Here is a 24,383-nt window from a genome sequence, read left to right on the forward strand (position 1 = left end):
ACCGACCTTGCAAACCTACACACTCATCCCATGTGTAGAAAGTTCAATAAGATACTTGTCCTCAGCTCACTTGACTGCGTGATTCATTGTTTTTATACACATAAAGTTGCACAATATTCTCAGTGTGTTTTATTTGAGAATAATTAAATGAGTAACTTTATCTATCAAGGTGGAATTGCAATTTCTGAGGATGACTTTAAAAGTCATCTAGGCTCTTTATGCCAATTAGAAAACATTGGTGTCCTTCTTGGTGCTGGTGCATCCGTAGGATGTGGCGGTATGACAATGGAAGGAGTATGGCTTGATGCAATAGACTGTTCGCCTGATCTACTCGATGAATTACTTACTTTTAATCTCATAACTCAAAAAAATATTAATAATAAAGATGTAAATGTGGAGCAACTTTTAGATCAAGTAACTCAATATTTATCGGTATACAAAAAGACAACACCATTAAACATCGGAACAGATTTTGAGTCCCCACCAGTGGGTAAGCTTCAGAAAATCCTTCTTTGCTTATATCAATCAGTAACTAAAGCTGCATTACTGGTAAAGCAAGAATCTTTTGGTGATGAAAAATTAGGATCTCAAGATAAGTTCAAATATCACAGAGAACTGCTTGAAAAATTAATTTCAAATCGCCAGCCAGGTCAAGCAGCTCCGATGCTTTTCACCACCAACTATGATCTTTCATTAGAGTGGGCAGCCGAAGAAATAGGCATCCAACTTGTCAATGGTTTTTCTGGACTTCATACGAGAACTTTCCAACCCCAAAATTTTGATTTGAGCTTCAGAAACGTTAATGCAAAAGGTGAAGCCAGATTTGGACATTATCATGCTTACTTGCATAAATTACATGGCTCACTGTCATGGATTCAAGAGCATAACAGTGACATTAAAGAAATCCCCTCTGCTCTGGCTAAAAGTCGCTATATTGATCCATTGCTAAATGGAGAGCCTGTTTATGACAAGCAATTCTTAATTTATCCAGGTGCGAATAAGTACCACCATACAATCGGCTTTGTATATGGCGAGATGTTTCGTCGGTTTAGTGAGTTCTTATCAAAGCCTCAAACAGCTATCATCATCAACGGATATGGTTTTGGTGACTACCATATCAATCGGATAATTCTAGGTGCACTACTAAACCCATCTTTACATATTGTTATTTTTTATCCTGAACTTGATAAAATCTCGGTAGATGCCGAAGGTTTAAGCGAATCTCAAAAGTGTATTAAAAAGCTCAAATCACTGTCATTGAATCAAATTACAATTGTTGGTGGAGGCTCATCTGCTTACTTCGATTCATTTGTTAAATACATCCCGAAACCAGTTTTATTCCCTCGAGATACTTCAACGCAAGATCTCGTAGCTGCGATCAATGATTTAGTTCAAAGTGGAAATCAGATATGAGCATTGAGACTATTGATTCTATTGGGTATGTGGTTGCTCTTGAGGGAACGAAAATTCGCGTTAACTTACTGGAAGGACATAAAGGTCAATTAGCATCTCACCGACGCGGTATAAGTTCTGTTTCTCAGCCAGGTGATTTAATTGGATTAGATGCAGGTACTACTCTTGTGATTGCCAGAGTTACAGACATGGCATTTGTTGATCCTGATAAAGCCCACTCTTCTAATGTGGGGACGATGAATGTAATTGATACCCCTTTAAGGCAACTCATAGCGTATTCCATCGGCTATGTATGTCAGAATGGTGATAATCGAAAATTTATTTCTGAGAGTTGGAAATTACCTACGTTAGGTGCGAAAGCTATTCCACTATCGAGCGACTACCTAGAAAGTATCTATGGTGTGAATGAAGATGAAAAGAATTCTACTGTTGAGCTAGGTCGAGATTCTAGAACCAAAACAACGAAAATTAATGTAGGTATCAACTCGCTACTTTCTAGACATCTTGCCGTGCTAGGCAGTACAGGTTATGGAAAATCAAATTTCAATGCTTTGTTGTCACAAAGAATTCGTGGAAAATTCAAAAGTTCTAGAATCGTTATATTCGATATAAATGGTGAATATGCTGATGCTTTTATTGGGCAAACGCGAGTTAAGGAGACAATCTTAGGAAGTGTTCCATCTTCTCCCGCTAAATTATTCCCGCCTTTAGCCGTACCACCTCCGCCCCTCGAGATTTTTGACGGTAAACACCCTGTTTATCATCGAATCCCCTATCAAGCATTTGGCTATGCTGGATTAATCAAGTTACTCAGACCAAGCGATAAAACGCAACTTCCTGCACTACGAAATGCATTGAAATCACTCCATATGGTTTGTGCTGGTAACAATGGCACTATACTTACAGGAGAAACCATACCACCTTCAACCACAACAACTTGGTTCGAATTGGTTGATGATTGTAGGCAAGATGGACAAGAACAATTAAGTAAATGGTTGCAAAAACTAAGAAGCAACTCTCTTGGGTATTTTTCAATATGGCCTCCTTTTAAAGCGCTAGCTAACCTTGTTGCAGAGTTTGGCTGCCAAGCTTTCATGCCTAACGGTACAAGTAAAAGGGATGCTTTTAGTTATGGCAACGTATTGCCATTGGTTAAGATTATTCAACAACTTGTAGATGACCCACGCTTTAATAATGTAGTTAATCTATCTGGTGGACAAGCTATCAACAATCCTGCAAGTATGTGGCAAGAGGAAGTTGAAAAAGAAGTCGATTATATTTTTGGTAAGAAAGCGGGGGAAGCGCAAGATTGGGATGTTCATATCATTAATTTAAAGAACATTGCAGACGACCATGCCCCAATGATCTTAGGTTCACTTTTAGAAATGTACTCAGATGTGTTATTTAAAAGAGGGCAAGACAACAATTACCCCACGATGCTTCTTTTGGAAGAAGCCCACCACTACCTTAGAGACCCTTTCGCTGAAGAGGGAACTCAGCTTAAGGCATACGAAAGACTTGCAAAAGAAGGGCGTAAATTTAATTGCTCTTTGCTAGTGAGTACACAGAGGCCATCAGAGTTATCTTCAACTGTTCTCGCCATGTGCTCTAACTGGATCTCTCTGCGTTTGACTAACGAGCGGGACATCAATGCATTAAGATATGCAATAGAAAACGGCAATGAACATACACTTAGTGAAATTTCAGGTTTGCCTAGAGGTGATGCTATCGGTTTCGGTTCAGCTTTCAATATCCCAATTCGATTCTCCATTGATGAAGCTGTACCTAAACCAAAATCTTCGGATGCTGCATTTGCGTCAATATGGTCGTAAGTATCTCAATTGGAATATTGGCTGTAGTTGCCAGACTTAATAACAAGTCAAAATTGATTAGCATTTGTATGGCACATTAAAACTAAAAACTCGTAGTAGTTATATCGACCTAAAACGTTTTGGGGCAATTCTAAGCTAACCACATCCGCTAGCTCTTACTCAAGAATTCCCCCATCACCTCCCCCTCAACTCCTCTAACTGCTTTTTCAGCATGGCGGGCAGTGAGTAGAGCAACAACAGGCGCAGAGCGTGGTTAATCATCACAAACGCAGGCTCCATTCCGAGCAGTAAGGCGACAGCGGTCATGGCTTCTACACTGCCGGGAACCCAAGAAAGCAGTATGCGCCCCATGATCCCACGGGGCGTTTTAGTATGAGAAGTTCCAAGGAAGCAGTGAGTTGATATCAGGCTCTGGCTTTGCCAGTTCTTTCATACATTTGACCATGTAATCGTAGAGTATCAGTCCGTTCGCTTTCGCCGTCTCGATGATGCTATACAGCAAAGCACTCGCATCAGCACCAAGCGGATTCGTCGAGAATAACCAATTTTTTCTGCCAATGACCAGCGATTTGATTGCGCGTTCCGCTCGGTTGTTGTCGATAGATAAATGCCCATCTTCAACATAGCGTATCAGCTTAGGCCACTGACCCAAGGTGTACTTGATGGCTTTACCAAGAGGACTCGATTCGATGACTTTCTGCGTGGTTAACCAGTCATAGAAGTCATCCAACATCGGTTTAGCCTGCGCTTGTCTTTCTGCCCAACGCTCTTCAACCGAAGCCAGTTTTAATCGAGATTCAAGTGCGTACAACTTTTGGATTTTGGCTAACGCCACATCCGCTTTACCTGTTTTACCCTTGCCCTGAAGCTTCTTCGCTTCCATGAACTTACGACGTGCATGAGCGAAGCAACCGACATTAGTGACGTTGCTTAATCCATCATAAGCCGCGTAACCATCACTTTGCAGATAGCCTGAGTAATCACCCAAGAAGTTCACGGGGCACACTCTCGCGCGACTGTTTTGATAGTCGAACAAGACGATATTTTTCATGTCAGGGAGTTTAGCTTCAGGGGAGTCGGCTCCCGAGCAGTACAACCACATGTAACATTGCTTGTCTTCCTTGAGCACATTGAGCGGCGTTTCATCGGCCTGAACCACCACTTGTTCGAGTAAGTGAGCCTTCAGTGCCTGATAAAGCGGTTTGAACTTTTCACTCACCTGGATTACCCACCTGGCCATGGTCGTTCTCGATAACTCGATACCTGATTGGGTGAACAAGGTTTCCTGACGATACAGCGGAAGCGCATACTGATATTTGCCTAAAATAATGTTGGCAAGCAGACTTTCGGTAGCGAAGCTTTTGGGGATGATACTTATCGGTGCGGGTTGTTGGTGAATGTGGCTTTTTTCAGCCTGTTGTTCACACTGACGACAGGCGTATTTCGGGCGAACGACTTCCAATACTTTTAGGACGGCGGGCGTGAACTCCAGCTTTTCACTGCGGTCTTCGCCGATTTTATGCAGAGCGTGTTGGCAGCATGAGCACTGCTTGTCGTGCTCATCTAGGTCAAGTACGAGTGTTTCACGCGGTAAGTCTTTAGGCAGCGGTTGACGTTTACCACGACGTTTAATGGTCGTCGTTGTGGTGGTGATAACCTCATCTTCCGCTTTCGCCGCTTCACATTCCGCTTCATTGAAGAGGTCACCTTGCGCTTCATTATAAGGCTTTAACGCTTCCGAGCGTTTGGCGAATTGACGGTCAAGGGCCAGTTTAAACTGTTCAATTAAGGATTGGCGCTCTTGTTGCCACTCTTTTTTCTCCGACATCAACGCTTTCACCATAGCTTGAAGCTCGGCGATGTCTTGGCTTTCTGGGTTAATATCGGGCGTCTTTTTCATGGCATTGATTATACTAAAAACACCACGTCAAGGCTTGGTATAACTGACTTTTATCGAGATTAACTCATTGTAAAATTGTCTATTTTTATCGGTTTATGGCCGATTATCGTGAAGCCAGATAACAGTCTATCTAAGTCAAATTGAGTCAGGGTGTAGACCTGTTTTTTCTCTTGAGTGGGCCATTTGAATTTGGCTTTTTCGAGCCGTTTGTACCACAGGGCGAAGCCCGTTTTATCCCAGTACAACACTTTGACTTTGTCGCGTTGTTTATTGGTAAACAGGAAAAGTGCGCCTGTACCTAGCGGCAAATCGGTTTCGGACTCGATAATCGCCGCTAGGCCATTGATGGATTTTCTAAAGTCCACGAACTCTCGATACAGGTAAACATTCGGGGCGCTCAACATTCGTTTCATGACAGTGCTCCGATTAACTCTGCCAGATACGAGGCAGGTGTACCCTGTGGAATGCTGAGTTCAGCGTCATTAATAAATAATGTCATGTTGGCGACGGGTGTTTGAGTTACTTGGTAGCGAGTCGTTTTTTCAACGACTTCAGCTTTGATAAAGCCACCAGTTTGAGATTGCCCAAAGCACTGCAATTGTTGACGCTTTGCATAAAAGGTCGAAAGACTCAGACTATGGCGCTCGCAGAAAACACGCTGGGATAGTTGACTGGATTGGTATTTTTCAAACAAGGTTTGCCATTCTTGGTTGGTGCGTCGTTTTGCCATTTCAGATCTCCTTGAGGTTGGAGATTTGATCTTATGGCGGACTGAGGTTGATTAGAATGCGGTGTTTATGATGCGCTTACAACTTTTTGTAGGGCAATTGCACATTAACAAGATATGAATGAGTAATAGCACTAAGCAGAAATGGGGCATTTTTGAGTTGAAAAGGGCTAGCTTTAACAGTTGCCTGAGCGGACTTTGGGTAGATAGAAGGGTCTTTAACTGATTGCCATATCAAAAATAAGCTCTAGAAATGATACGTCACCAAGATATCCTTGTACGTTGGCTTCAATCCATTGTTCTTTTGAAATCTCAGGCCAATCAAGTTCATATCCAGCCACAAAAACAAGCTCTTCAAAGAAAAACCGTGTGGCCCTACCATTTCCTTCTCGAAAAGGATGGATGATATTAATTTCACAAAAAATATCTGCGACTAGTCGAATAAATTCAATACGATCTGAGCATTCACGAAGTTGGGGGATACGTTCTAGCTGCCGTATAAGCTCTCTTTCAATAAAAGAGCAATGGCAAAAGCGCGTGTTGCCTTTACTGATATCAACATCACGTTCTTCTCCAGCCCATCCATACAGATCCTGAAAAAGCACCCAATGAAGATGTCTAAAGTGTCCTATATCGAAGTCTTCTAAATCTGAGACAAGACTCGAATATTCGATATATCGATGTTCAGAGAATGCGACTTCAGCTTCATCCAGTTTTTCGCTGTCACGAATATTAAGTAAATTTATAAGTGTATTAGAGTGAGGATAGCAATAATGATCCTGAGCGACTCCGTACTTATCTCGCATATTGCCGTTTTAACGCTTCCAGTGATTGAGGTTTACTTTTTGCAGTAAGCCCTTCATAAGACGTGCTGACTTTAAAGTTTTTCGCTTTAGGGACAAATTGACGATTAGTCTTGGAGCTGTTCGCTTCAGCCTTGACGTGTTTCATAAGCTTACTCTACTAAGGGGTCTGACATTATCATTTTAACTGCCAACCTACTAACTATCAAACTTAATTGGCCAAACAGTCTTGAATTGAATGTTTGAAGTCAAATTGAATAACTTTTTATAGGGCAAACTCGCATTAACAGGATGTGAATGAGTCACTACTCTAAATGGTTTCGGGGCAACTCTGAACTAACCCCATCCACTAGCTAGCTCTTACTCAAAAATTCCCCCATCACCTCCCTCTCAACTCCTCTAACTGCTTTTTCAGCATGGCGGGCAGTGAATAGAGCAACAACAGGCGCAGAGCGTGGTTAATCATCACAAACGCAGGCTCCATGCCGAGCAGTAAGGCGACGGCGGTCATGGCTTCTACACTGCCGGGAACCCAAGAAAGCAGCAGCACGACCCATGATTTATCGATCAAAATAGAAAAGACGCCGGAGACCGCCAGCGCGACCAAAAGGCCAATCATGGTGACCATCACCCCTGCGCGCGAATACGCCATGGCTTCGCGCAGTGTGGTATCGGCAATGCGTGAGCCGATCAAAATGCCGAGTAAAGCGGTGGCGAATATCACCATCCATTTCGGCAGTTGCATATCAATGCCGGTGGCAAAGCCATTAAAGCTGGCGGTGATGAGTAACGCAGCCAACATATAAGGCGCAGGAATGCCGAGTAAGGTGGAAGCTTTACCGAGTAGCAAACTCATCAGCGCCAGAGCCAAGAAAATAAGCCAAGCGTAAACAGTCAAGCTGCCGTCTACGGATGCGCTATCCGGCGCGCTGTTGGAGATCAACAGTGCCAACAAAGTGAGGATCATCAGGCGCACAGAATGGGAATAGACCACTTTGGCGGAAGGCTTTTCGCTTGATTCGCTGATCAGCAAAATCGCAGCCATGGCACCCGGTACGGCACCGAGTAGAGATTCAAACGGCGTCCAACCCTCTTTTTTGGTGAGCCACAAATAGCTACTGATGATTTGCAGCGTTAAACAGCACACCAAACCCACGATCACCGGCAAGGTTAAGCTGGTGCCTAGCTCGCTCAAACTGATGGTCGCGCCGACACTGATCCCAAGCACGACTTGCACAAACAGCAGCAGCCACGGCGGGGTATGAAGGGTCAGCCAACGCTTCTTGTGCAGCACAATAACCAAACCCGCGGCAATAAACATTTCAGAAAGTGGGATGGAGAGTAGCGCCCCCGTACCCGCAGCAACTGCGGCGACAAGCAAGATTTGAATAAAGAGTGTGAAAGCAGTGCTTGCGAACATCATCCTTTTCCTTTTCCTTTTCATCATGTGGCAAAAACCACGACATCGAAGACGGCGAGCTAACGCCTCTGCGTGGAGAGTTAGTGTTGATGGTTGTTGGGTTGGCACAGGAAAACAGAGCGTATGATATTTCTTTTTGTCGGAATAGGTTAGTAGTAACGCTAGAAATCCCTCTCCAATTGAGCAGAACGGGCGATTAAGCGGTTTATCGCGCCTATCCGCTGATGTTGAGCGTTATCATTTATTGCAGTGGATCACCGTGCCAAATCACTGAGTATCGGTTACTATTTCCAACCAATCAGGGCGAGATAGGCGAGATAAGATGCTGAGGGTAGCAATCAATGGCTTTGGGCGTATCGGGCGCAACGTGCTGCGTGCGATATATGAAAGTGGAAAAAGTCAGCAGATAAAAGTGGTGGCGGTCAACGAGCTGGCGCTACCTGATGCGATGGCGCACCTACTGCAATACGACACTACTCATGGTCGATTTGGTAAAAAGATCACCAATGATCAAGAGCATATCTATGTTCATCACGGGTTGGGTGAGCATGACTCGATTCGAATTTTGCACCTTAGTGAAATCAAACTTCTGCCATGGCGTGATTTAGGCGTTGATATTGTGCTCGACTGCACGGGTGTGTACGGCTCAAAAGCCGATGGTTTGGAGCACATTGAGGCAGGCGCAAAGAAGGTACTCTTTTCACATCCCGGCTCACATGATCTGGATAATACAATCATTTATGGGGTCAACCATGAGACGCTAACCGCAGAACACCGCATTGTGTCAAACGGATCCTGTACCACCAACTGCATTGTACCGATTATTAAAGTGCTTGATGAAGCGTTTGGTATCGATTCAGGAACCATTACCACCATTCACTCGTCAATGAATGATCAACAAGTGATCGATGCCTACCACACCGATTTGCGTCGAACACGTTCCGCAAGCCAATCCATCATTCCAGTGGACACCAAGTTGCACAAAGGAATTGAAAGGATCTTTCCGAAATTTTCTAACAAATTTGAAGCGATATCAGTGCGCGTACCGACAGTTAATGTCACCGCGATGGATTTGAGCGTCACAATTAATACGAATGTGAAAGTTAATGACGTAAATCAAACCATTGTTAACGCATCTCAGTGTACATTACGTGGCATTGTTGACTATACTGAAGCTCCGCTTGTTTCCATCGACTTTAACCACGATCCCCATAGTGCGATTGTTGATGGTTCACAAACAAGAGTGAGCAACGGGCAGCTTGTTAAAATGCTCGTTTGGTGTGATAACGAATGGGGCTTTGCGAATCGCATGCTGGATACGGCACTCGCAATGCAAGCATCCGAGTAGTAGCAGGATGATGGAGATTTATTTATTTTCAGTCTTGAAATAAATAACTCAAATCTCCATATCGATAACCAGTTTGAAGAATTTATAGGCTCGGCAAGGTTGCCGGGTTTCCAAAAACTTTATTTATTAATATTTGAGAGGACAAACCATGTCTGTAATCAAGATGACCGACCTGGACCTAGCAGGTAAACGCGTATTTATCCGTGCTGACCTAAACGTACCAGTTAAAGATGGCAAAGTAACTTCTGATGCACGTATTCTTGCATCGCTACCAACAATTCAGCACTGCCTAGCGGCGGGCGCTAAAGTGATGGTTACTTCTCACCTAGGTCGTCCAACTGAAGGCGAATACGCGGAAGAGTTCTCTCTACTACCAGTGGTTAATTACCTAAACGACGCGCTAGATTGCGAAGTGAAACTGGCAAAAGATTACCTAGATGGCCTAGAGCTAAACGCAGGTGAGCTTGTTGTTCTAGAAAACGTTCGCTTCAACAAAGGCGAGAAAAAGAACGAAGAAGAGCTATCTAAAAAATACGCCGCTCTTTGCGACGTATTTGTGATGGATGCATTTGGTACGGCTCACCGTGCACAAGCCTCAACTCACGGCATTGGTATGCAAGCACCTATCGCTTGTGCTGGTCCACTATTGGCAGCAGAACTTGAAGCACTAGGCAAAGCCATGGATAACCCAGAGCGTCCATTAGTGGCTATCGTTGGTGGCTCAAAAGTGTCTACTAAACTAACGGTTCTAGAATCGCTATCTAAAATTGCTGACCAACTGGTTGTTGGTGGTGGTATTGCCAATACTTTCATTGCAGCAGCAGGCCACAACGTAGGTAAGTCTCTATATGAAGCAGACTTGCTTGAAACGGCTAAAAAGTTGATGAAAGAGTGTTCTATTCCAGTAGCAACAGATGTTGCTTGTGCAAAAGCCTTTGATGAAAACGCAGCAGCGGAAATCAAAAACGTGGCGGATGTTCAAGATGACGATATGATTTTCGACCTAGGTCCAGACTCAACCGCGCAACTGGCTGAAATCATCGCTAACGCAAAAACCATTCTATGGAACGGTCCTGTTGGCGTATTTGAATTCAAAAACTTCGAAGCAGGTACAAAAGGTATCTCTGAAGCGATTGCGAAATCTGCAGGTTTCTCAGTGGCTGGTGGTGGTGACACACTAGCGGCAATCGACAAGTTCGGTATCAAAGCGGATGTATCTTACATCTCTACCGGTGGCGGTGCGTTCCTTGAGTTTGTTGAAGGTAAAGTACTACCAGCGGTTGAAATGCTAGAAGCACGCGCGAAAGCTTAATGACGAATGAAAGCGGGAGTGATTCCCGCTTTCTTGTTTGCTGCACGTGCGTTTTTATTCTGCTAGAATGACGCCAGTTGTGAGCAAACGTTTGCAAGAATTTAAACTTAACTGTTTTATTTTTAAAACGATAGAAAAAATAGGATCAAATCCATGTCTAAGATCTTCGATTTCGTAAAACCAGGCGTAATTTCTGGCGATGACGTACAGAAAGTATTTGAAGTTGCAAAACAAAATAACTTTGCACTTCCAGCAGTAAACGTAGTAAACACTGACTCAATCAATGCGGTACTTGAAGCTGCATCTAAAGTTAAAGCGCCAGTGGTTGTTCAGTTCTCTAACGGTGGCGCGGCTTTCTTTGCTGGTAAAGGCGTTAAACTTGAAGGTCAAGGTGCACAAATCCTAGGTGCAGTTGCTGGCGCGAAATACGTTCACGCTGTAGCAGAAACTTACGGTGTGCCGGTTATTCTTCACACTGACCACGCTGCGAAGAAACTACTTCCTTGGATCGACGGTCTACTAGACGCAGGCGAAGAGTTCTTCGCTCAAACTGGTAAGCCTCTATTCTCTTCACATATGCTAGATCTTTCTGAAGAGTCTCTAGAAGAGAACGTTGAAACTTGTGCGAAATACCTAGAGCGTATGGCTAAAATGGGTATGACTATCGAGATCGAACTCGGTTGTACTGGTGGTGAAGAAGACGGCGTTGACAACTCAGACATGGATTCATCTGAGCTGTACACTTCTCCTGAAGACGTAGCTTACGCTTACGAGAAATTGAGCGCAGTGAGCCACCGTTTCACTATCGCCGCTTCTTTCGGTAACGTGCACGGTGTTTACCAAGCGGGTAACGTGGTACTGACTCCAACTATCCTACGTGATTCACAAGCGTATGTTTCTGAGAAATTTGGCCTTCCAGCGAACTCTCTAAACTTCGTATTCCACGGTGGTTCTGGTTCTTCTGAAGCCGAGATCAAAGAGTCAATCAGCTATGGTGTTATCAAAATGAACATCGATACTGATACTCAGTGGGCAACTTGGGACGGTATCCGTCAGTACGAAGCAGCAAACCATGATTACCTACAAGGTCAAATTGGTAACCCTACGGGTGAATCTGCGCCAAACAAGAAATACTACGATCCACGCGTATGGCTACGTGCTGGTCAAGCATCGATGGTTGCTCGTTTAGAGAAAGCTTTCGCTGACCTTAATGCGATCGACGTACTATAATTTCACTTATCTGAACTAAGTGATGAACCCGCTCAATGAGCGGGTTTTTTTATGGCGAAATTCAGCCAAAATGACTGGCGAATTGTTTAAATATTGCTTAACCTCTAACAAGTTCATATTAACACTTACGGGTAACTATTTGTTTTATCAGTATTTACATAAAGCTGACTTTGCAAAATAACCAAAGTGAGATATTGTGCCAAAAAAATGACGGTTTATTGTCAGTCGTTTTTTTGTCTTTGATGTTCAGTGGTAACAACAACATTTAAAATGATTTTATAAAGAGGAAATGCAATATGTCAGGTGAATCAATGGGCATCGAAGCTCCATTAGTGGACAGTCTAGCGCAAGCTAATGCTTGGCTAACCAATAATTCAGATCTTTTGATCCAGTACGGCGTCAATATTATTTCGGCTATCCTGATTCTGTTTATTGGTAACATCATAGTGAAAGCTGTGGCTGGAAGCGTTGCCAAGGCTCTGAAAAAGAAAGACATGGACAAAGCAGTTGTTGAGTTTGTTCATGGTTTAGTCCGCTATACGCTATTTGTGGTGGTATTAATTGCCGCTTTAGGACGCATTGGTGTACAAACAGCGTCTGTTGTGGCCATTATTGGTGCGGCTGGATTGGCGGTTGGTTTGGCGCTACAAGGATCCCTATCAAACTTCGCGGCGGGCGTGTTGATTGTGGCATTCCGTCCATTCAAATCCGGTGATTACGTCGAAGTGAGTGGTACCGCTGGATCGGTTGAATCGATTCAAATTTTTTCAACAGTACTGCGCACGCCTGACAATAAAATGGTGATTGTGCCTAATGGTTCGATCATCAGTGGCCCAATTGTCAACTATTCACGCCATGATACTCGTCGTATTGATTTGGTGATTGGTGTTTCTTATAAGTCCAATCTGCAAAAGACCAAAGAAGTGCTGGCTAAAGTGATCGCAGCAGAGCCTCGTTTGTTGCAAGATCCAGCGCCAACGATTGGTGTCGTTGCTTTGGCTGAGTCTTCAGTCAATTTTGTGGTTCGCCCTTGGGTGAAAACGGCCGATTATTGGGCTGTTTATTTTGATTTGTTGCAAGCCATCAAAGAAGAGTTGGATAAAGAAGGTATTGAGATCCCATTCCCACAAATGGATGTTCATCTGAATAAAGTGAATTAATTCATTTTCAATCAAGTGAAAAGGGCATGAAATGATTATTCAGTTCATGCCCTTTCTTTTTGTTGGTTACACTTACATCAGATATTGAATTGCCAGCCCTTTTGCAAGGATAAAGGCGATGCTAAACATCATTGCAGCCACGGCCATATCTATTCCTTTCTTCACGTTAGGCTTTGAGAGCGTTGGCCCCAGTTTCGCAGCACCAATTGATAAAGAATAAAACCATACAAAAGAGGCCATCATGGTTCCTAGCGCAAACGCGATGCGATCATGGCCTTCAAACTGACCCCCAATCGATCCCAAAATTACAACCGTATCTAAATATAAATGTGGGTTAAGCACAGTAACGGCCAATGCGCCCAAAATAACCGTCCGTTTACCACGTGCGATCACCTCTCCATCCGATTCATTAGTGCTTGTTGAAGTGAAGGCACTCCTTAAAGAAAGAAATCCATAAAATGAGAGAAAAGCAACGCCACCTAAGGTAACCGAGGTCAGTAAGACTTCGTTACTTGAGAGTAGGGCACCGCCACCAAATATACCCAGAGAAATAAACATCACATCCAGTAGACTACAGATGGTCGCTGTCGTTAAGTGGTGGTTGCGCTTAATTCCTTGGTTTAGCACATAGGCATTTTGTGCACCAATAGGAATAATCATCGTTGCACCTAAGCCAAAACCTTGTAGCAAAATCCACACATTCACAGCTCACCTCATCGTAATGATTCAATACAGTGAGCGCACAATAGCGAGAGTATAAAAATAAGTATAATTAATGATTTTAATATTATATTAGTAATGCTAATAATCATAAAAAGGGGCGTTGGATGAGAGGGCTAGATTACAAATGGATTGAGGCATTAGATGCGGTACTGCAACAAGGAAGCTTTGAGCGAGCCGCTGAAAATCTCTATATTTCACAATCGGCTATTTCACAAAGGATCAAGCAATTAGAGAGATTTATTGCCCAACCGGTCCTGATTCGAGAGCAGCCACCAAGGCCAACGCTGGTGGGAAAAAAATTGCTAGGGCTGTATCGTAGGGTGTGTTTGCTTGAAAATGAACTGGTGCCTGAATTGATGAATGAGGAGAATACGCGGCCCGTTTCAATAGCTATTGCCACTAATGCGGACAGTTTGGCCACTTGGTTACTTCCTGCGTTATCGAATACGATGAAAACGCGGCAAGTTGAGTTAAACCTGACGGTTTTCGGTGAGTCACGTACCATTGAAAAAATTAAAAATGGCGAAGTAGCTGGCGCAATAAGCTTAGAATCGCAAGCCATTCCTGGTTGCCATGCTGACTACTTAGGCCGAATGGACTATGTGTGTGTTGCCAGCCCGGAGTTTTATCAGCGTTATTTCTCTCAAGGTGTGAACTTTCATACCTTAAAAAAAGCACCAGCGGTATCGTATGATCAGTATGATGATCTGCATAAAAAGTATTTGCATGATCACTTTAATGTGCCAAGAGATGCGGTCATAAACCATACAGTAGGTAGCTCAGAAGCTTTTGTGAAATTAGCCCTATCAGGAGCGGCATATTGTTTGATCCCTCGTTTACAAATCGCCCGAGAACTTGAAATGGGTACTTTGATTGAAATCACGCCAGGTTTTATCTTAACCAACCGTATTTATTGGCATCATTGGCAGTTAGAAACGGGAATATTGCAGGAGATTTCTCAGGCCATTGTTCAATATGCTCGTCATGTGTTGCCGCAATGACAAAAGTTCAACGTCAAAGTTGTGTCATTTCATAAGCTATTAACTGTGCTTATATTGAGTATCGCCTATGATGTATTCACCCATTTGAGTAAGGTAACTCCCATGAAATTAATAACCAATGTTGCGCTATTATCTGGATTGTTTAGTTTTGCGTCTGTGGCGCAGGAAATGAATTTCCCTCATCTTTCAACAACAGGTTACGGTGAAGTGATTGCCGTGCCTGATATGGCTGAGTTTTCAGTCAAAGTGGTTGAATCGACACTTACCGCTGAGCAGGCAAAAAGTGCGGTCGACAAAGTGGTGGAAGCATTTGCGGCACGTCTGAAAGAATCTGGCGTTACTGCCCAGCAAATATCGAGTTCAAATCTCTATCTTGCGCCCCAATACCATTATCCTAAGTCGGGCAAGCCTGAGTTAGTGGGCTACCAAGCGACGAGAAGTGTGACGGTGAACGTTGGCGATCTCAGCCTACTTAATCAATACCTTGATATTGCTCTTGGTGAAGGTATAAACCAAGTCGACAATATTCAACTTAAAGTTCGGAATCAAGAGCAATACCAGCAACAAGCTCGGTTAGCGGCGATTCAAGATGCGAATGCCAAAGCACTATCATTGGCAGAAGGATTTAAGTTGAAATTAGGTGATGTGTGGCAGATCGACTATAACTCGCCCGGCGTGCAGCCGATTATGATGCGTGCTATGGCAATGGATGCAAAATCTGAATCCAACAGCTATCAAGATTCGATACTGACTATTCGCGATAGAGTGGAAGTTGTTTATCAATTGAACAACTAATTTCCCTCCGAAGCTACTGATTAATTGGTCAATTTAAATTGAATTGAAATGAGTGGTTACTTCCATAAATTGATTGTTTTGTTAATAGGTAGCTTTTTGTTTTGTCTATTTTTTAAGATGCTATAATCCGCTCATCATTATTTAGGGTTAATATTTAGACAAGTCATGAGATACACAAAAATAATCAGCCTTCTTCTCATCACTTGTTTCTTATTCTGCGTAATAGTGACAGGGTATTACTATCAGCGTTATCAAGAAGTGAAGAAGAACGCAACGCAGAGTACGGTGGTGGAGGCATTTGATCAACTTAATGAGAGTGAGCATCAATATCGGGGCTTGAAAGCTCAAGTCGGTTCCATTATTGATTTACTTAGTCGCAGCCAAAGTTTGTATGAATTTATTTTTTCTCCTTCAGAACCTAACCAACAGCGTCTTGAAAAAATCTGGTCTTCTGTTACTGAAAAACAGACATGGTATAGCTCAATTGCACTTTTAGACGTATCCGGGCATGAACAACTTCGGATTCATTATTCTGCGACTAATCATTTGGCTTCTAGTGTAAAAGCGCAGCAAGACAGAACTCATCATGACTACATTGCTTTTGCAGAAAAGCTCTCAGAGGGAGAGGTAGGTGTATGGGGCATTACATTGGCAGATGCTCCGAGTGCAGCGGCTATACAGCCGATGCTATGTGTGATCACGCCAGTTACCGTATTAGGGGAGCGAAAAGGCTATTTGGTTCTCAATGTTGATATTTGGTCACAATCTTCGCGCTTAACTCATGCGCGTGATCCACAGTTAACTCCCGAGCTTATCGGCGACTCCGGTTTCTACTTGTCTTCTAGCGATAAAACCAAATTATTTGGAGATTTATTACCCTCTAACCAGCACGTAAATCTGGCACTTCAATTACCGAAAACCTGGCAACAGATGCAGCTTAAGCCTTCTGGGTACGTGCAAGAAAATAACAAGATGACTGTATATACAACCCTTAAGTTTGCCTCACTGAAACCCGTCTTTTTAATTATTCAATTCACCGATGAGCAATTGGATGAGCGAGCGCAGCGTGACGTCAATGACTTAATCAAAGAAGCTTTCTTTGTTGTTGTAGTCATTCTTATTTTTGCGCTTCCTACGGTTTCCATGGCGTTGCATTACCATCATCGACGTATTGAAAGCAAACTGGCAAGAGCGGCCTTGAATGGTATGTCTGCAGTGATGATCTCAGACAGAAAGCATCAAGTGATGATGGTTAATGGCGAATTTGAGAAAATCACCGGCCTTTCTATTGACGAGATAAAAGGCAGTAACGCATTAAAGTTATTGCTCAGTCCAAATGGTATGGAGTTTATGCTCGAAGTACTTGAAGAGGTATCGCAGCAACATTTCTGGGAAGGTGAAGTAGAAATGGTCAATACGCAAGGTGAGACGCTAACCGCCATCATGAGAATTCAAGCGATTAAAGAGGCGACTAAAGTCAGTTATTATATTACGTCTTTAGTCGATATTACTCAGCACAAAGAGCTTGAAAACCGATTACGAGAATTGAGCGAAAAAGACGCGTTAACTCAGCTATGGAATCGCCGTAAATTTGAAGCAGAATTGCAGCACCACACACAACTCGTTCAACGTTACCCTAAAAGTCATCAGGTTTGCCTTGTCTTAATTGATATTGATTACTTTAAACGAGTGAATGATGAACAAGGGCATGATGAAGGGGATCGCGTCATCATTAAAGTCGGCGAGATTTTGAGCCAAACATTACGCACTACGGACTTTTTGGCGCGTATTGGCGGTGAAGAGTTTGCGATTATTATGCCGCATACTTCTGTCGAAGAGGCGGAGATTGTCTTGAACCGCTTACGAGTCGCAGTAGAGGTAGAGCAAAGCCTTACCGTGACCATCAGTGCTGGTTTTACTGACTTAACTGCAGATGGTAAACGCTCGTATAAATACGCTGACATTGCGTTATATGAGGCAAAAACCTTAGGGCGAAATCGAGTTTCATTATGCTCGAGTAGCGATATATAGCCTAGTTTCACATTTTTCACGACATTAGACTAAAGTCTTATCAATAAACCAAAGTAGGCTAAACTAAAAGGTAAGTAAACGGCTTAATGCTGGCTTGTTTGCTCTACTGTTGATGGGAAGTGAGAGTTTCATTGATTCAATTGAATGAAAGAGATGGAAATCATACGCTTCGGTCGAGTGAGGCACTGTATGTATACCCATTTTCTAGTGAGGCTAACTGTGGGGTGTTTGGCGGTACTAGGTGTTCAGCTTAGCGCACTCTATTTTTTACCTATGGTTTTGCTGCTTAATACACACCATAAAGAGTTTTTTGGTTGGTAAACTCAGCGTAAATAGCGGAAATAAAAAAATCGGGGCTCGCCCCGATTTTTCTGTTTCTAGCTTACGTTTCTATTATAGAACGTGAACAGAAGCTGTGTTGGTTGTACCTGAAGCGACAAGAGCACCAGAAACCATCACTACGATATCACCCTTCTTACCTAGACCAGAAGCGAGTGCAATCTCTTTACCATTGATGTAGAACGCATCAGTGCTGTCGATAGTATCAACAACAACCGGTGTTACACCTTTAGTTAGAACGAGTTGAGCGGCCGTTTTCTTGTTAGTGGTTACCGCAATGATGTTCGCTGTTGGGAAGTACTTACGCACTGAACGAGCTGATTTACCCGCTTCAGTTGCGACCACGATAAGTGGAGCCGCCAATTTCTCAGCAGTATCTACCGCACCTTTACATACCGCTTCAGTAATGCGTAGGCGTGGGCTGTCTAAACGAGAACCCAACTCAGCTTGTAGAACGCGGTCTGTACGAGCACAGATTTGCGCCATGATGGTGACCGCTTCAACAGGGTACTTACCTTTTGCTGTTTCGCCAGAAAGCATCACTGCATCAGTACCATCCATTACCGCGTTGGCTACGTCGCCAGCTTCTGCGCGAGTTGGACGTGGGTTCTTGATCATTGAATCAAGCATTTGAGTTGCTGTGATAACCACTTTACGTGCGCGGTTACATTTTTCGATCATCATCTTCTGTGCAAAGATAACTTCTTCCGCAGGGATCTCAACACCTAGGTCGCCACGAGCAACCATGATACCGTCAGAAAGCTCAAGAATTTCGTCGAAGTTATCAACGCCTTCTTGGTTTTCAATTTTAGAGATAATTTGGATATCTGCGCCGCCGTTTGCTGTTAGCAGTTCGCGGATTTCACGTACGTCGTCAGCTTTACGAATGAAAGAAGCTGCAACAAAATCAACGCCTTGCTCACAACCAAATTTAAGGTCTGCTTTATCTTTTTCAGAAAGAGCTGGAAGGTTCACTGAAACGTTAGGAAGGTTAACACCTTTGTTTTCACCTAACGCGCCGTTGTTCAGCACTTTACATTTCACTTCAGTTTCTGTGGTTGCAATCACTTCCATTTCAATCAGGCCGTCATCAACCAAAATTTTGTTACCTACAGTAAGGTCTTTAGCAAAACCTAAGTAAGTCACGGCAACTTTATCTTTGTTACCTACAACGGTTGCATCCGTAGTGAAAGTGAAATCCTGGCCAGCCACGAGATCAACGTCATCACCATTTTCTAGTTTGATGGTACGGATTTCAGGACCTTTAGTGTCTAAAAGGATCGCAAGCTGTTTACCAGTGTTTTCCATTACTTTACGGAAGTTCGCAATACGAGTGCCGTGTTCGACGAAGTCACCGTGAGAGAAGTTCAAACGCATAACGTTCATGCCAGCATTCACTAGCTCAGTAAGCTTCTCTACAGATTCAGTTTTAGGGCCAATCGTACATACGATTTTGGTCTTTTTCATGGAAGGTTCTCTCCGGTAAATATGATTACAATTTGAAGTTGGTTGAGTGTTCTAGCGTCATCACAAGCGGCAATTTTTCTTATCTATTACCCAACAATATTGATGTGATTTTGTGACGTTAGAGCTGAAAGTCTTTCAACAGTTTAGTCATTTTATGACCAAGCATTGTCGATTTTATAGCGTTATTTTGCCACTTATTGACTTTAAATCGGCTAAGTTGCAAAAGAATAACAGTCAATTCTGTAATTTTTTTTCTTTTCGGCGCGAATTCTACCACCTAATGAGTTCAATATCACTGCCTAAGAATTGTCTTAGGACAAGGTTTTAGCGTGAATTATTAAATTTTTAGATCGAAATAAATAGACAATAAAGTTTCGGTTCGACTAATATTGCTTTCGATTCGTAATGTTGAAGAAAAATATAAATGTCGAAACGAAATACACAACTGAGAAGGCACACCATCGCTAACCTTGTGAATGAACAGGGTGAGGTCAGTGTTGATGCACTCTCTGCTCAGTTTGAAACCTCAGAGGTGACGATTAGAAAGGATTTGGCCTCTTTAGAGAAAAACGGTCAACTCTTACGCCGTTACGGTGGTGCGATTGCACTGCCTAAAGAGGTGGTCAATGATGAGTTTAGCCCTAAAGTTTCGAATCGAAAGATAAAGTTGGCTAAAGCAGCGGCTAAGTTAATTCGAGACCACAATCGCATCGTTATTGACTGTGGTAGTACTACGGCAGCATTGATTCAGCAACTGAATGATAAACGCGGTTTGGTGGTGATGACCAACTCATTGCATGTGGCGAACGCCCTTAATGAACTAGAAAGCGAACCGACACTATTAATGACGGGCGGTACTTGGGATGCCCATTCCGAGTCTTTTCAGGGCAAAGTGGCCGAGTCGGTACTGCGCTCTTACGATTTTGACCAACTGTTTATTGGCGCTGACGGTATTGATCTTGAACGTGGCACCACCACCTTCAATGAACTGATTGGCCTAAGCAAAGTGATGGCCGAAGTCTCACGAGAAGTGATCGTGATGATCGAATCAGACAAAGTTGGTCGAAAAATTCCCAACCTTGAGCTCGCTTGGGAGGATATCGACGTGTTAATGACCGATAATGAGCTAACAGCTCAAGATGCAGCATTGATTGAATCGCACCAAGTGCGAGTGATCCGAGCCTAGTTAACCCTATTCAACCATTCCTAAATAAAGGCCTTCGCTTGCGGTTTTAGGGATGAAGCATAAATCTAAAATGGAGTAAAACCTTATGTGTGGAATCGTAGGTGCAGTAGCACAACGAGATGTGGCTGAAATTTTAGTGGAAGGACTACGCCGCTTGGAATACCGCGGTTATGATTCAGCTGGCGTTGCTGTGGTGGATAGTGCGAGTCAATTAACGCGCGTTCGTCGTTTAGGCAAAGTGCAAGAGCTAGCCGATGCAGTCGAAAAGCAGCATGTGGCCGGAGGCACAGGCATTGCGCACACGCGCTGGGCGACACACGGAGAACCTTCCGAAATTAATGCTCACCCACACATGTCGGGCGATATTGCGGTTGTGCATAACGGCATTATCGAAAACCATGAAACGCTACGTGACGCTCTGCGTGAACGCGGCTACCTTTTTGAATCGCAAACCGATACCGAAGTCATTGCTCACCTTGTTGAGTGGGAACTGCGCACGGCCAGTTCACTGCTTGAAGCGGTGCAAAAAACCGTTAAACAACTCGATGGTGCTTACGGTACTGTGGTACTTGATCGCAAAGATCCAAGCCGTGTTGTGGTTGCTCGCTCTGGTAGCCCGATCGTGATCGGTTTTGGTGTCGGTGAGAATTTCTTAGCTTCAGACCAATTAGCTTTGCTGAATGTTACACGCCGCTTTATGTATCTTGAAGAGGGTGATGTTGCGGAAGTTACACGCCGCGATGTGACAGTTTTTGCTGCAAACGGCGAAGAAGTGACGCGTGAAATTAGCGAATCTAACGCAGAGCATGACGCTGGCGATAAAGGTAAATATCGTCATTTCATGCAAAAAGAGATCTTTGAACAGCCAACGGCATTGATTAACACCATGGAAGGCCGTATCACCAAAGACAGCGTAGTGACAGAAAGCATTGGTGTGAACGCTGCCGAAATTCTTAGCCAAGTAGAACACGTACAAATCGTCGCTTGCGGAACATCGTACAACGCAGGCATGACAGCGCGTTACTGGTTTGAAGCATTGGCAGGCGTGAGTTGCGATGTGGAAATTGCCTCTGAATTTCGCTATCGCAAATTTGTGACTCGTCCAAATAGTTTGTTGATCACGCTTTCTCAATCCGGTGAAACAGCAGATACCTTAGCCGCTTTGCGCTTAGCGAAAGAAAAGGGCTATATGGCGGTGATGACTATTTGTAACGTGGCGGGTTCTTCACTGGTTCGTGAATCTGATTTCGCATTCATGACTCGCGCCGGAACAGAAATTGGTGTGGCGTCAACCAAAGCCTTCACTACTCAACTTGCAACCTTGCTAATGTTAGTGACCGCTCTTGGTAAACAAAAGCAGTGCATTAATAAAGAAAAAGAGGCGGAAATTGTTGAAGCTCTGCATGCACTGCCTGCACAAATTAATGCCGCCCTTGCCTATGAAAAGCAGATTGAAGCACTGGCTGAAGATTTCGCAGATAAACACCACACTCTATTCTTGGGCCGTGGTGAGTTTTATCCTATCGCGCTTGAAGCGTCATTAAAGCTGAAGGAAATCTCTTACATTCATGCTGAAGCATACGCGGCGGGTGAATTAAAGCACGGCCCATTAGCGCTGATTGATGCTGATATGCCCGTTGTCGTGGTTGCGCCAAATAACGAGCTGTTAGAGAAGCTAAAATCGAACATTGAAGAAGTGCGTGCTCGTGGCGGTTTGCTGTATGTGTTTGCCGATCAAGACGCAGGCTTTGCGGCTGATGAAACAATGAAAATCATCACCATGCCACACGTGAGTGAAATTACCGCGCCGATCTACTACACCATTCCAATGCAGCTTCTTTCTTACTATGTTGCTTTAATCAAAGGTACGGATGTCGACCAACCTCGTAACCTTGCCAAAGCGGTCACAGTTGAGTGATACAAGGTGGTGAGAGTGCATATTGTCGGAAGACGATAAAGTTTGATCGTTTTTCTTTGCTCAAACACTTGGCCGAGGTGATGTAAATAAGCGACTCGGCACAAACCCGCTTCTGCCACTAAATGCTTCAAAGTAGAAGCTCATAACGCTTTTGTTCCTCCCCCTTTTAGGGGGAGGGAATCAGTTTTGTGAGCGTTGGGAGTAAGCCATTTATGATAATCGATGTGGTTTGTTAAAACAGTTTTTGTCCCCTTTCCTTGTTTCAACTGATTCGACACATACTTCACCAAAGCGATATTTGACTTATTTTTCTTTATCTAACTGTTTGGCCAACTTTACCAATTCACTACAGTGAACATATCTAAGAGTTCCTAGCTTATTTTAAGTCTATCTTTTAGATTCCTAGGCGATAGGTACTTATACTGTCTACTACCTTTCTCTTTGTTTTTAATCAGAAGATTTAGGTCTACCAACTTATCCAAGTAACCTCTTGAAGCCGCTGCTGTAACGTTAAATTCCACCTGCCATTCCTTAACCGTAAATTCACGACCAGCATCTTCAAGCGCTTTCTTAATAATCGTAATATGTGGGTGTCTAAATTGACTAAAGTACGGAGATTTATGAAGATCTAGGCGAGTCTTCTCAATTTCTTCAATCTTTTTCTGTATGAATGTTGTAAAGCTTTCTAACGCCCTAATGATGATCCCCATATTGAAATCAATGAAGTGTGTTAAGTCAAACTCATCTACTTCAGTTTTAACGAATGCTCGAGCGTACCTATTCATCGATCCTTTGAGTAATGATGATATTGAGATGAACTCAAAGTTGCCATAACCACTTTTCAGCATGAACCAATAGAACAATGCTCTCGCCGTTCTACCATTTCCATCTGAAAACGGGTGAATGTAGCCAATCATGAAATGTAAGATAATTGCCTTAACCATTGGGTGGATGAACTCGGCACCTTCATGTTCTTCATTGGCAAAATCACATAGGTTTTGAAGTAGCTGTCTGACCTTTTTTGCGTCAGGAGCTTGGTGAATTAGCTCACCATCAACAACACTTCTTACAGCTATTGCATCCTCACGAATCATGCCAGCTACATGATCATTCTCAATTACTTCTAGAGTGGCCACATGATTAAATTGTTGGATGAGTTCGATACTTAACTGCTCATCAATCGATTCTTTGGCAAACTTCATAAGCCGATAATTGTTGATGATCATCTTCTCAGAGAAGTCTCTAGGTTCACGGCCTGAAGATAATAGTTCTTTAGCTACAGGTCTCGTAGTAGCTGCACCTTCCATTTGAGCGCTTGATATAGACTCTTCCATGATAAGGCTAGTAGTTAAGTATCGATGAGAGTCATTATCTTGAAGCTTTAAATGCTTTAACGTAGATAAACGCTCAATCTTGTGAATCTTATGGACTAACGAAGAAATGCTATATAAGGCTAGAGCTATCTCACCTTTGGGTTTATAAACAAAAAGCTTATCAATAACTTCAAGGTTTCTTTTTAACTTTAGCAGATGCCACGCAGATTCTTTATGATCCTTTAGTTGAGGGGTCCTAGTAATGAATTCATCCCAAGATAAATAATCGCCCTTAGAATTAAAGCCACAGAGCTTAGGGCTAACCTTTGACCATAGATCTTGTGGTAACCGAGAAAGTTCGTTTTCTCTAGCTTCTGGTGGCACTTCAATTCCAAATACTTTCTTTTTCATACAACAAACCAAATTTATTATTTTCTATGTTTACGACTATTAAACATAAACAAG

General features: G+C 43.2%; 20 protein-coding genes and 1 pseudogene. 11 read left to right on the forward strand and 10 right to left on the reverse strand.

The genetic code is table 11. From position 1 onward, the window contains the following. Nucleotides 1-147: 147 nt before the first annotated feature. Together CCZ37_RS01905 and herA are read left to right on the forward strand one after the other, a co-directional pair. Nucleotides 148-1,413 carry an SIR2 family anti-phage-associated protein gene (locus tag CCZ37_RS01905; RefSeq protein WP_094499611.1) on the forward strand — a complete coding sequence of 422 codons (1,266 nt, stop codon included), beginning with the start codon at nt 148-150 and terminating at the stop codon, nt 1,411-1,413. Then, the gene (gene herA, locus CCZ37_RS01910; RefSeq protein WP_094499612.1) at nt 1,410-3,245 is read left to right on the forward strand and encodes an anti-phage-associated helicase HerA; all 1,836 of its coding nucleotides are present in this window, start codon (nt 1,410-1,412) and stop codon (nt 3,243-3,245) included. The genes CCZ37_RS01905 and herA overlap by 4 nt, the downstream gene beginning before the upstream one ends. Before the next feature lie 174 nt (nt 3,246-3,419). Here the strand turns inward: herA and CCZ37_RS01915 are convergent. The 7 genes and pseudogenes from CCZ37_RS01915 to CCZ37_RS01940 form a co-directional block, all read right to left on the reverse strand. Next, a pseudogene (locus CCZ37_RS01915) lies at nt 3,420-3,587 on the reverse strand (AbrB family transcriptional regulator); the annotation flags it as partial. Between the two features lie 25 nt (nt 3,588-3,612). Continuing rightward, a complete protein-coding gene (tnpC, locus tag CCZ37_RS01920; RefSeq protein ID WP_094499613.1) occupies nt 3,613-5,145 on the reverse strand; it encodes an IS66 family transposase in 1,533 nt (510 codons plus the stop codon). Between the two features lie 59 nt (nt 5,146-5,204). Further along, nucleotides 5,205-5,558 (reverse strand): IS66 family insertion sequence element accessory protein TnpB, encoded by a 354-nt coding sequence (gene tnpB, locus CCZ37_RS01925; protein WP_094499614.1) that lies wholly within the window; start codon nt 5,556-5,558, stop codon nt 5,205-5,207. Continuing rightward, nucleotides 5,555-5,875: an IS66 family insertion sequence element accessory protein TnpA gene (tnpA, locus tag CCZ37_RS01930; RefSeq protein ID WP_094499615.1), complete on the reverse strand. Its 321-nt coding sequence runs from the start codon at nt 5,873-5,875 to the stop codon at nt 5,555-5,557. Before tnpA ends, tnpB begins: the two co-directional genes overlap by 4 nt. A gap of 215 nt (nt 5,876-6,090) precedes the next feature. Then, nucleotides 6,091-6,678 (reverse strand): Fic/DOC family protein, encoded by a 588-nt coding sequence (locus CCZ37_RS01935; RefSeq protein WP_094499616.1) that lies wholly within the window; start codon nt 6,676-6,678, stop codon nt 6,091-6,093. Further along, nucleotides 6,668-6,823: a hypothetical protein gene (locus CCZ37_RS18995; RefSeq protein ID WP_167372366.1), complete on the reverse strand. Its 156-nt coding sequence runs from the start codon at nt 6,821-6,823 to the stop codon at nt 6,668-6,670. The genes CCZ37_RS01935 and CCZ37_RS18995 overlap by 11 nt, the downstream gene beginning before the upstream one ends. 231 nt (nt 6,824-7,054) lie before the next feature. Further along, nucleotides 7,055-8,095: an AbrB family transcriptional regulator gene (locus CCZ37_RS01940; protein WP_094499617.1), complete on the reverse strand. Its 1,041-nt coding sequence runs from the start codon at nt 8,093-8,095 to the stop codon at nt 7,055-7,057. Nucleotides 8,096-8,417: 322 nt separating this feature from the next. Between CCZ37_RS01940 and epd the strand changes: the two genes are divergently transcribed. From epd to mscS, 4 genes are all read left to right on the forward strand, one after another. Continuing rightward, nucleotides 8,418-9,443, forward strand: a complete 1,026-nt coding sequence (gene epd, locus CCZ37_RS01945) for an erythrose-4-phosphate dehydrogenase (RefSeq protein WP_010320748.1) — start codon at nt 8,418-8,420, stop codon at nt 9,441-9,443. 148 nt (nt 9,444-9,591) lie between these two features. After that, entirely contained in the window at nt 9,592-10,755 is a 1,164-nt protein-coding gene (locus tag CCZ37_RS01950; RefSeq protein ID WP_047688188.1) for a phosphoglycerate kinase, read from the forward strand. A gap of 153 nt (nt 10,756-10,908) precedes the next feature. Continuing rightward, entirely contained in the window at nt 10,909-11,985 is a 1,077-nt protein-coding gene (gene fbaA, locus CCZ37_RS01960; protein ID WP_010320746.1) for a class II fructose-bisphosphate aldolase, read from the forward strand. Nucleotides 11,986-12,281: 296 nt separating this feature from the next. After that, nucleotides 12,282-13,145 carry a small-conductance mechanosensitive channel MscS gene (mscS, locus tag CCZ37_RS01965; RefSeq protein ID WP_010320745.1) on the forward strand — a complete coding sequence of 288 codons (864 nt, stop codon included), beginning with the start codon at nt 12,282-12,284 and terminating at the stop codon, nt 13,143-13,145. Nucleotides 13,146-13,217: 72 nt separating this feature from the next. Here mscS and CCZ37_RS01970 read toward each other — a convergent pair whose 3' ends face one another. Then, entirely contained in the window at nt 13,218-13,850 is a 633-nt protein-coding gene (locus CCZ37_RS01970) for a LysE/ArgO family amino acid transporter (RefSeq protein WP_094499618.1), read from the reverse strand. A 122-nt stretch (nt 13,851-13,972) separates the two neighbouring features. On the opposite strand from CCZ37_RS01970, the gene CCZ37_RS01975 reads away from it, so the two are divergent. The 3 genes from CCZ37_RS01975 (at nt 13,973) to CCZ37_RS01985 (ending at nt 17,695) form a co-directional block, all read left to right on the forward strand. Next, the gene (locus CCZ37_RS01975; protein WP_029626876.1) at nt 13,973-14,869 is read left to right on the forward strand and encodes a LysR family transcriptional regulator ArgP; all 897 of its coding nucleotides are present in this window, start codon (nt 13,973-13,975) and stop codon (nt 14,867-14,869) included. Between the two features lie 102 nt (nt 14,870-14,971). After that, the gene (locus CCZ37_RS01980) at nt 14,972-15,664 is read left to right on the forward strand and encodes an oxidative stress defense protein (RefSeq protein WP_010318402.1); all 693 of its coding nucleotides are present in this window, start codon (nt 14,972-14,974) and stop codon (nt 15,662-15,664) included. 165 nt (nt 15,665-15,829) lie between these two features. After that, entirely contained in the window at nt 15,830-17,695 is a 1,866-nt protein-coding gene (locus CCZ37_RS01985) for a sensor domain-containing diguanylate cyclase (RefSeq protein WP_094499619.1), read from the forward strand. A 393-nt stretch (nt 17,696-18,088) separates the two neighbouring features. Here the strand turns inward: CCZ37_RS01985 and pykF are convergent, their stop codons facing one another. Continuing rightward, nucleotides 18,089-19,501: a pyruvate kinase PykF gene (gene pykF, locus CCZ37_RS01995; RefSeq protein ID WP_026027602.1), complete on the reverse strand. Its 1,413-nt coding sequence runs from the start codon at nt 19,499-19,501 to the stop codon at nt 18,089-18,091. Between the two features lie 424 nt (nt 19,502-19,925). Between pykF and CCZ37_RS02000 the strand changes: the two genes are divergently transcribed. Both CCZ37_RS02000 and glmS read left to right on the forward strand, forming a co-directional pair. Beyond that, the gene (locus tag CCZ37_RS02000; RefSeq protein WP_010318405.1) at nt 19,926-20,687 is read left to right on the forward strand and encodes a DeoR/GlpR family DNA-binding transcription regulator; all 762 of its coding nucleotides are present in this window, start codon (nt 19,926-19,928) and stop codon (nt 20,685-20,687) included. A gap of 85 nt (nt 20,688-20,772) precedes the next feature. Further along, nucleotides 20,773-22,605, forward strand: a complete 1,833-nt coding sequence (gene glmS / locus CCZ37_RS02005; protein WP_094499620.1) for a glutamine--fructose-6-phosphate transaminase (isomerizing) — start codon at nt 20,773-20,775, stop codon at nt 22,603-22,605. A gap of 371 nt (nt 22,606-22,976) precedes the next feature. Here glmS and CCZ37_RS02010 read toward each other — a convergent pair whose 3' ends face one another. After that, nucleotides 22,977-24,329, reverse strand: a complete 1,353-nt coding sequence (locus tag CCZ37_RS02010) for a Fic family protein (protein WP_094499621.1) — start codon at nt 24,327-24,329, stop codon at nt 22,977-22,979. Nucleotides 24,330-24,383: the final 54 nt, after the last annotated feature.

It is taken from the genome of Vibrio qinghaiensis, from assembly GCF_002257545.1.
GTDB classification, from domain to species: Bacteria; Pseudomonadota; Gammaproteobacteria; order Enterobacterales; family Vibrionaceae; genus Vibrio; species Vibrio ordalii.

Excerpts from the sequence above, each read along its gene's own strand:
- mscS (WP_010320745.1), top strand. The coding sequence starts at position 12,282 with ATGTCAGGTGAATCAATGGGCATCGAAGCTCCATTAGTGGACAGTCTA.
- tnpC (WP_094499613.1), bottom strand. The coding sequence starts at position 5,145 with ATGAAAAAGACGCCCGATATTAACCCAGAAAGCCAAGACATCGCCGAG.
- tnpB (WP_094499614.1), bottom strand. The coding sequence starts at position 5,558 with ATGAAACGAATGTTGAGCGCCCCGAATGTTTACCTGTATCGAGAGTTC.
- herA (WP_094499612.1), top strand. The coding sequence starts at position 1,410 with ATGAGCATTGAGACTATTGATTCTATTGGGTATGTGGTTGCTCTTGAG.
- tnpA (WP_094499615.1), bottom strand. The coding sequence starts at position 5,875 with ATGGCAAAACGACGCACCAACCAAGAATGGCAAACCTTGTTTGAAAAA.
- fbaA (WP_010320746.1), top strand. The coding sequence starts at position 10,909 with ATGTCTAAGATCTTCGATTTCGTAAAACCAGGCGTAATTTCTGGCGAT.
- CCZ37_RS18995 (WP_167372366.1), bottom strand. The coding sequence starts at position 6,823 with ATGAAACACGTCAAGGCTGAAGCGAACAGCTCCAAGACTAATCGTCAA.
- CCZ37_RS01940 (WP_094499617.1), bottom strand. The coding sequence starts at position 8,095 with ATGTTCGCAAGCACTGCTTTCACACTCTTTATTCAAATCTTGCTTGTC.
- CCZ37_RS01980 (WP_010318402.1), top strand. The coding sequence starts at position 14,972 with ATGAAATTAATAACCAATGTTGCGCTATTATCTGGATTGTTTAGTTTT.
- CCZ37_RS01950 (WP_047688188.1), top strand. The coding sequence starts at position 9,592 with ATGTCTGTAATCAAGATGACCGACCTGGACCTAGCAGGTAAACGCGTA.
- CCZ37_RS02000 (WP_010318405.1), top strand. The coding sequence starts at position 19,926 with ATGTCGAAACGAAATACACAACTGAGAAGGCACACCATCGCTAACCTT.
- CCZ37_RS01975 (WP_029626876.1), top strand. The coding sequence starts at position 13,973 with ATGAGAGGGCTAGATTACAAATGGATTGAGGCATTAGATGCGGTACTG.
- CCZ37_RS01935 (WP_094499616.1), bottom strand. The coding sequence starts at position 6,678 with ATGCGAGATAAGTACGGAGTCGCTCAGGATCATTATTGCTATCCTCAC.
- CCZ37_RS01985 (WP_094499619.1), top strand. The coding sequence starts at position 15,830 with ATGAGATACACAAAAATAATCAGCCTTCTTCTCATCACTTGTTTCTTA.
- epd (WP_010320748.1), top strand. The coding sequence starts at position 8,418 with ATGCTGAGGGTAGCAATCAATGGCTTTGGGCGTATCGGGCGCAACGTG.
- CCZ37_RS01905 (WP_094499611.1), top strand. The coding sequence starts at position 148 with ATGAGTAACTTTATCTATCAAGGTGGAATTGCAATTTCTGAGGATGAC.
- CCZ37_RS02010 (WP_094499621.1), bottom strand. The coding sequence starts at position 24,329 with ATGAAAAAGAAAGTATTTGGAATTGAAGTGCCACCAGAAGCTAGAGAA.
- pykF (WP_026027602.1), bottom strand. The coding sequence starts at position 19,501 with ATGAAAAAGACCAAAATCGTATGTACGATTGGCCCTAAAACTGAATCT.
- glmS (WP_094499620.1), top strand. The coding sequence starts at position 20,773 with ATGTGTGGAATCGTAGGTGCAGTAGCACAACGAGATGTGGCTGAAATT.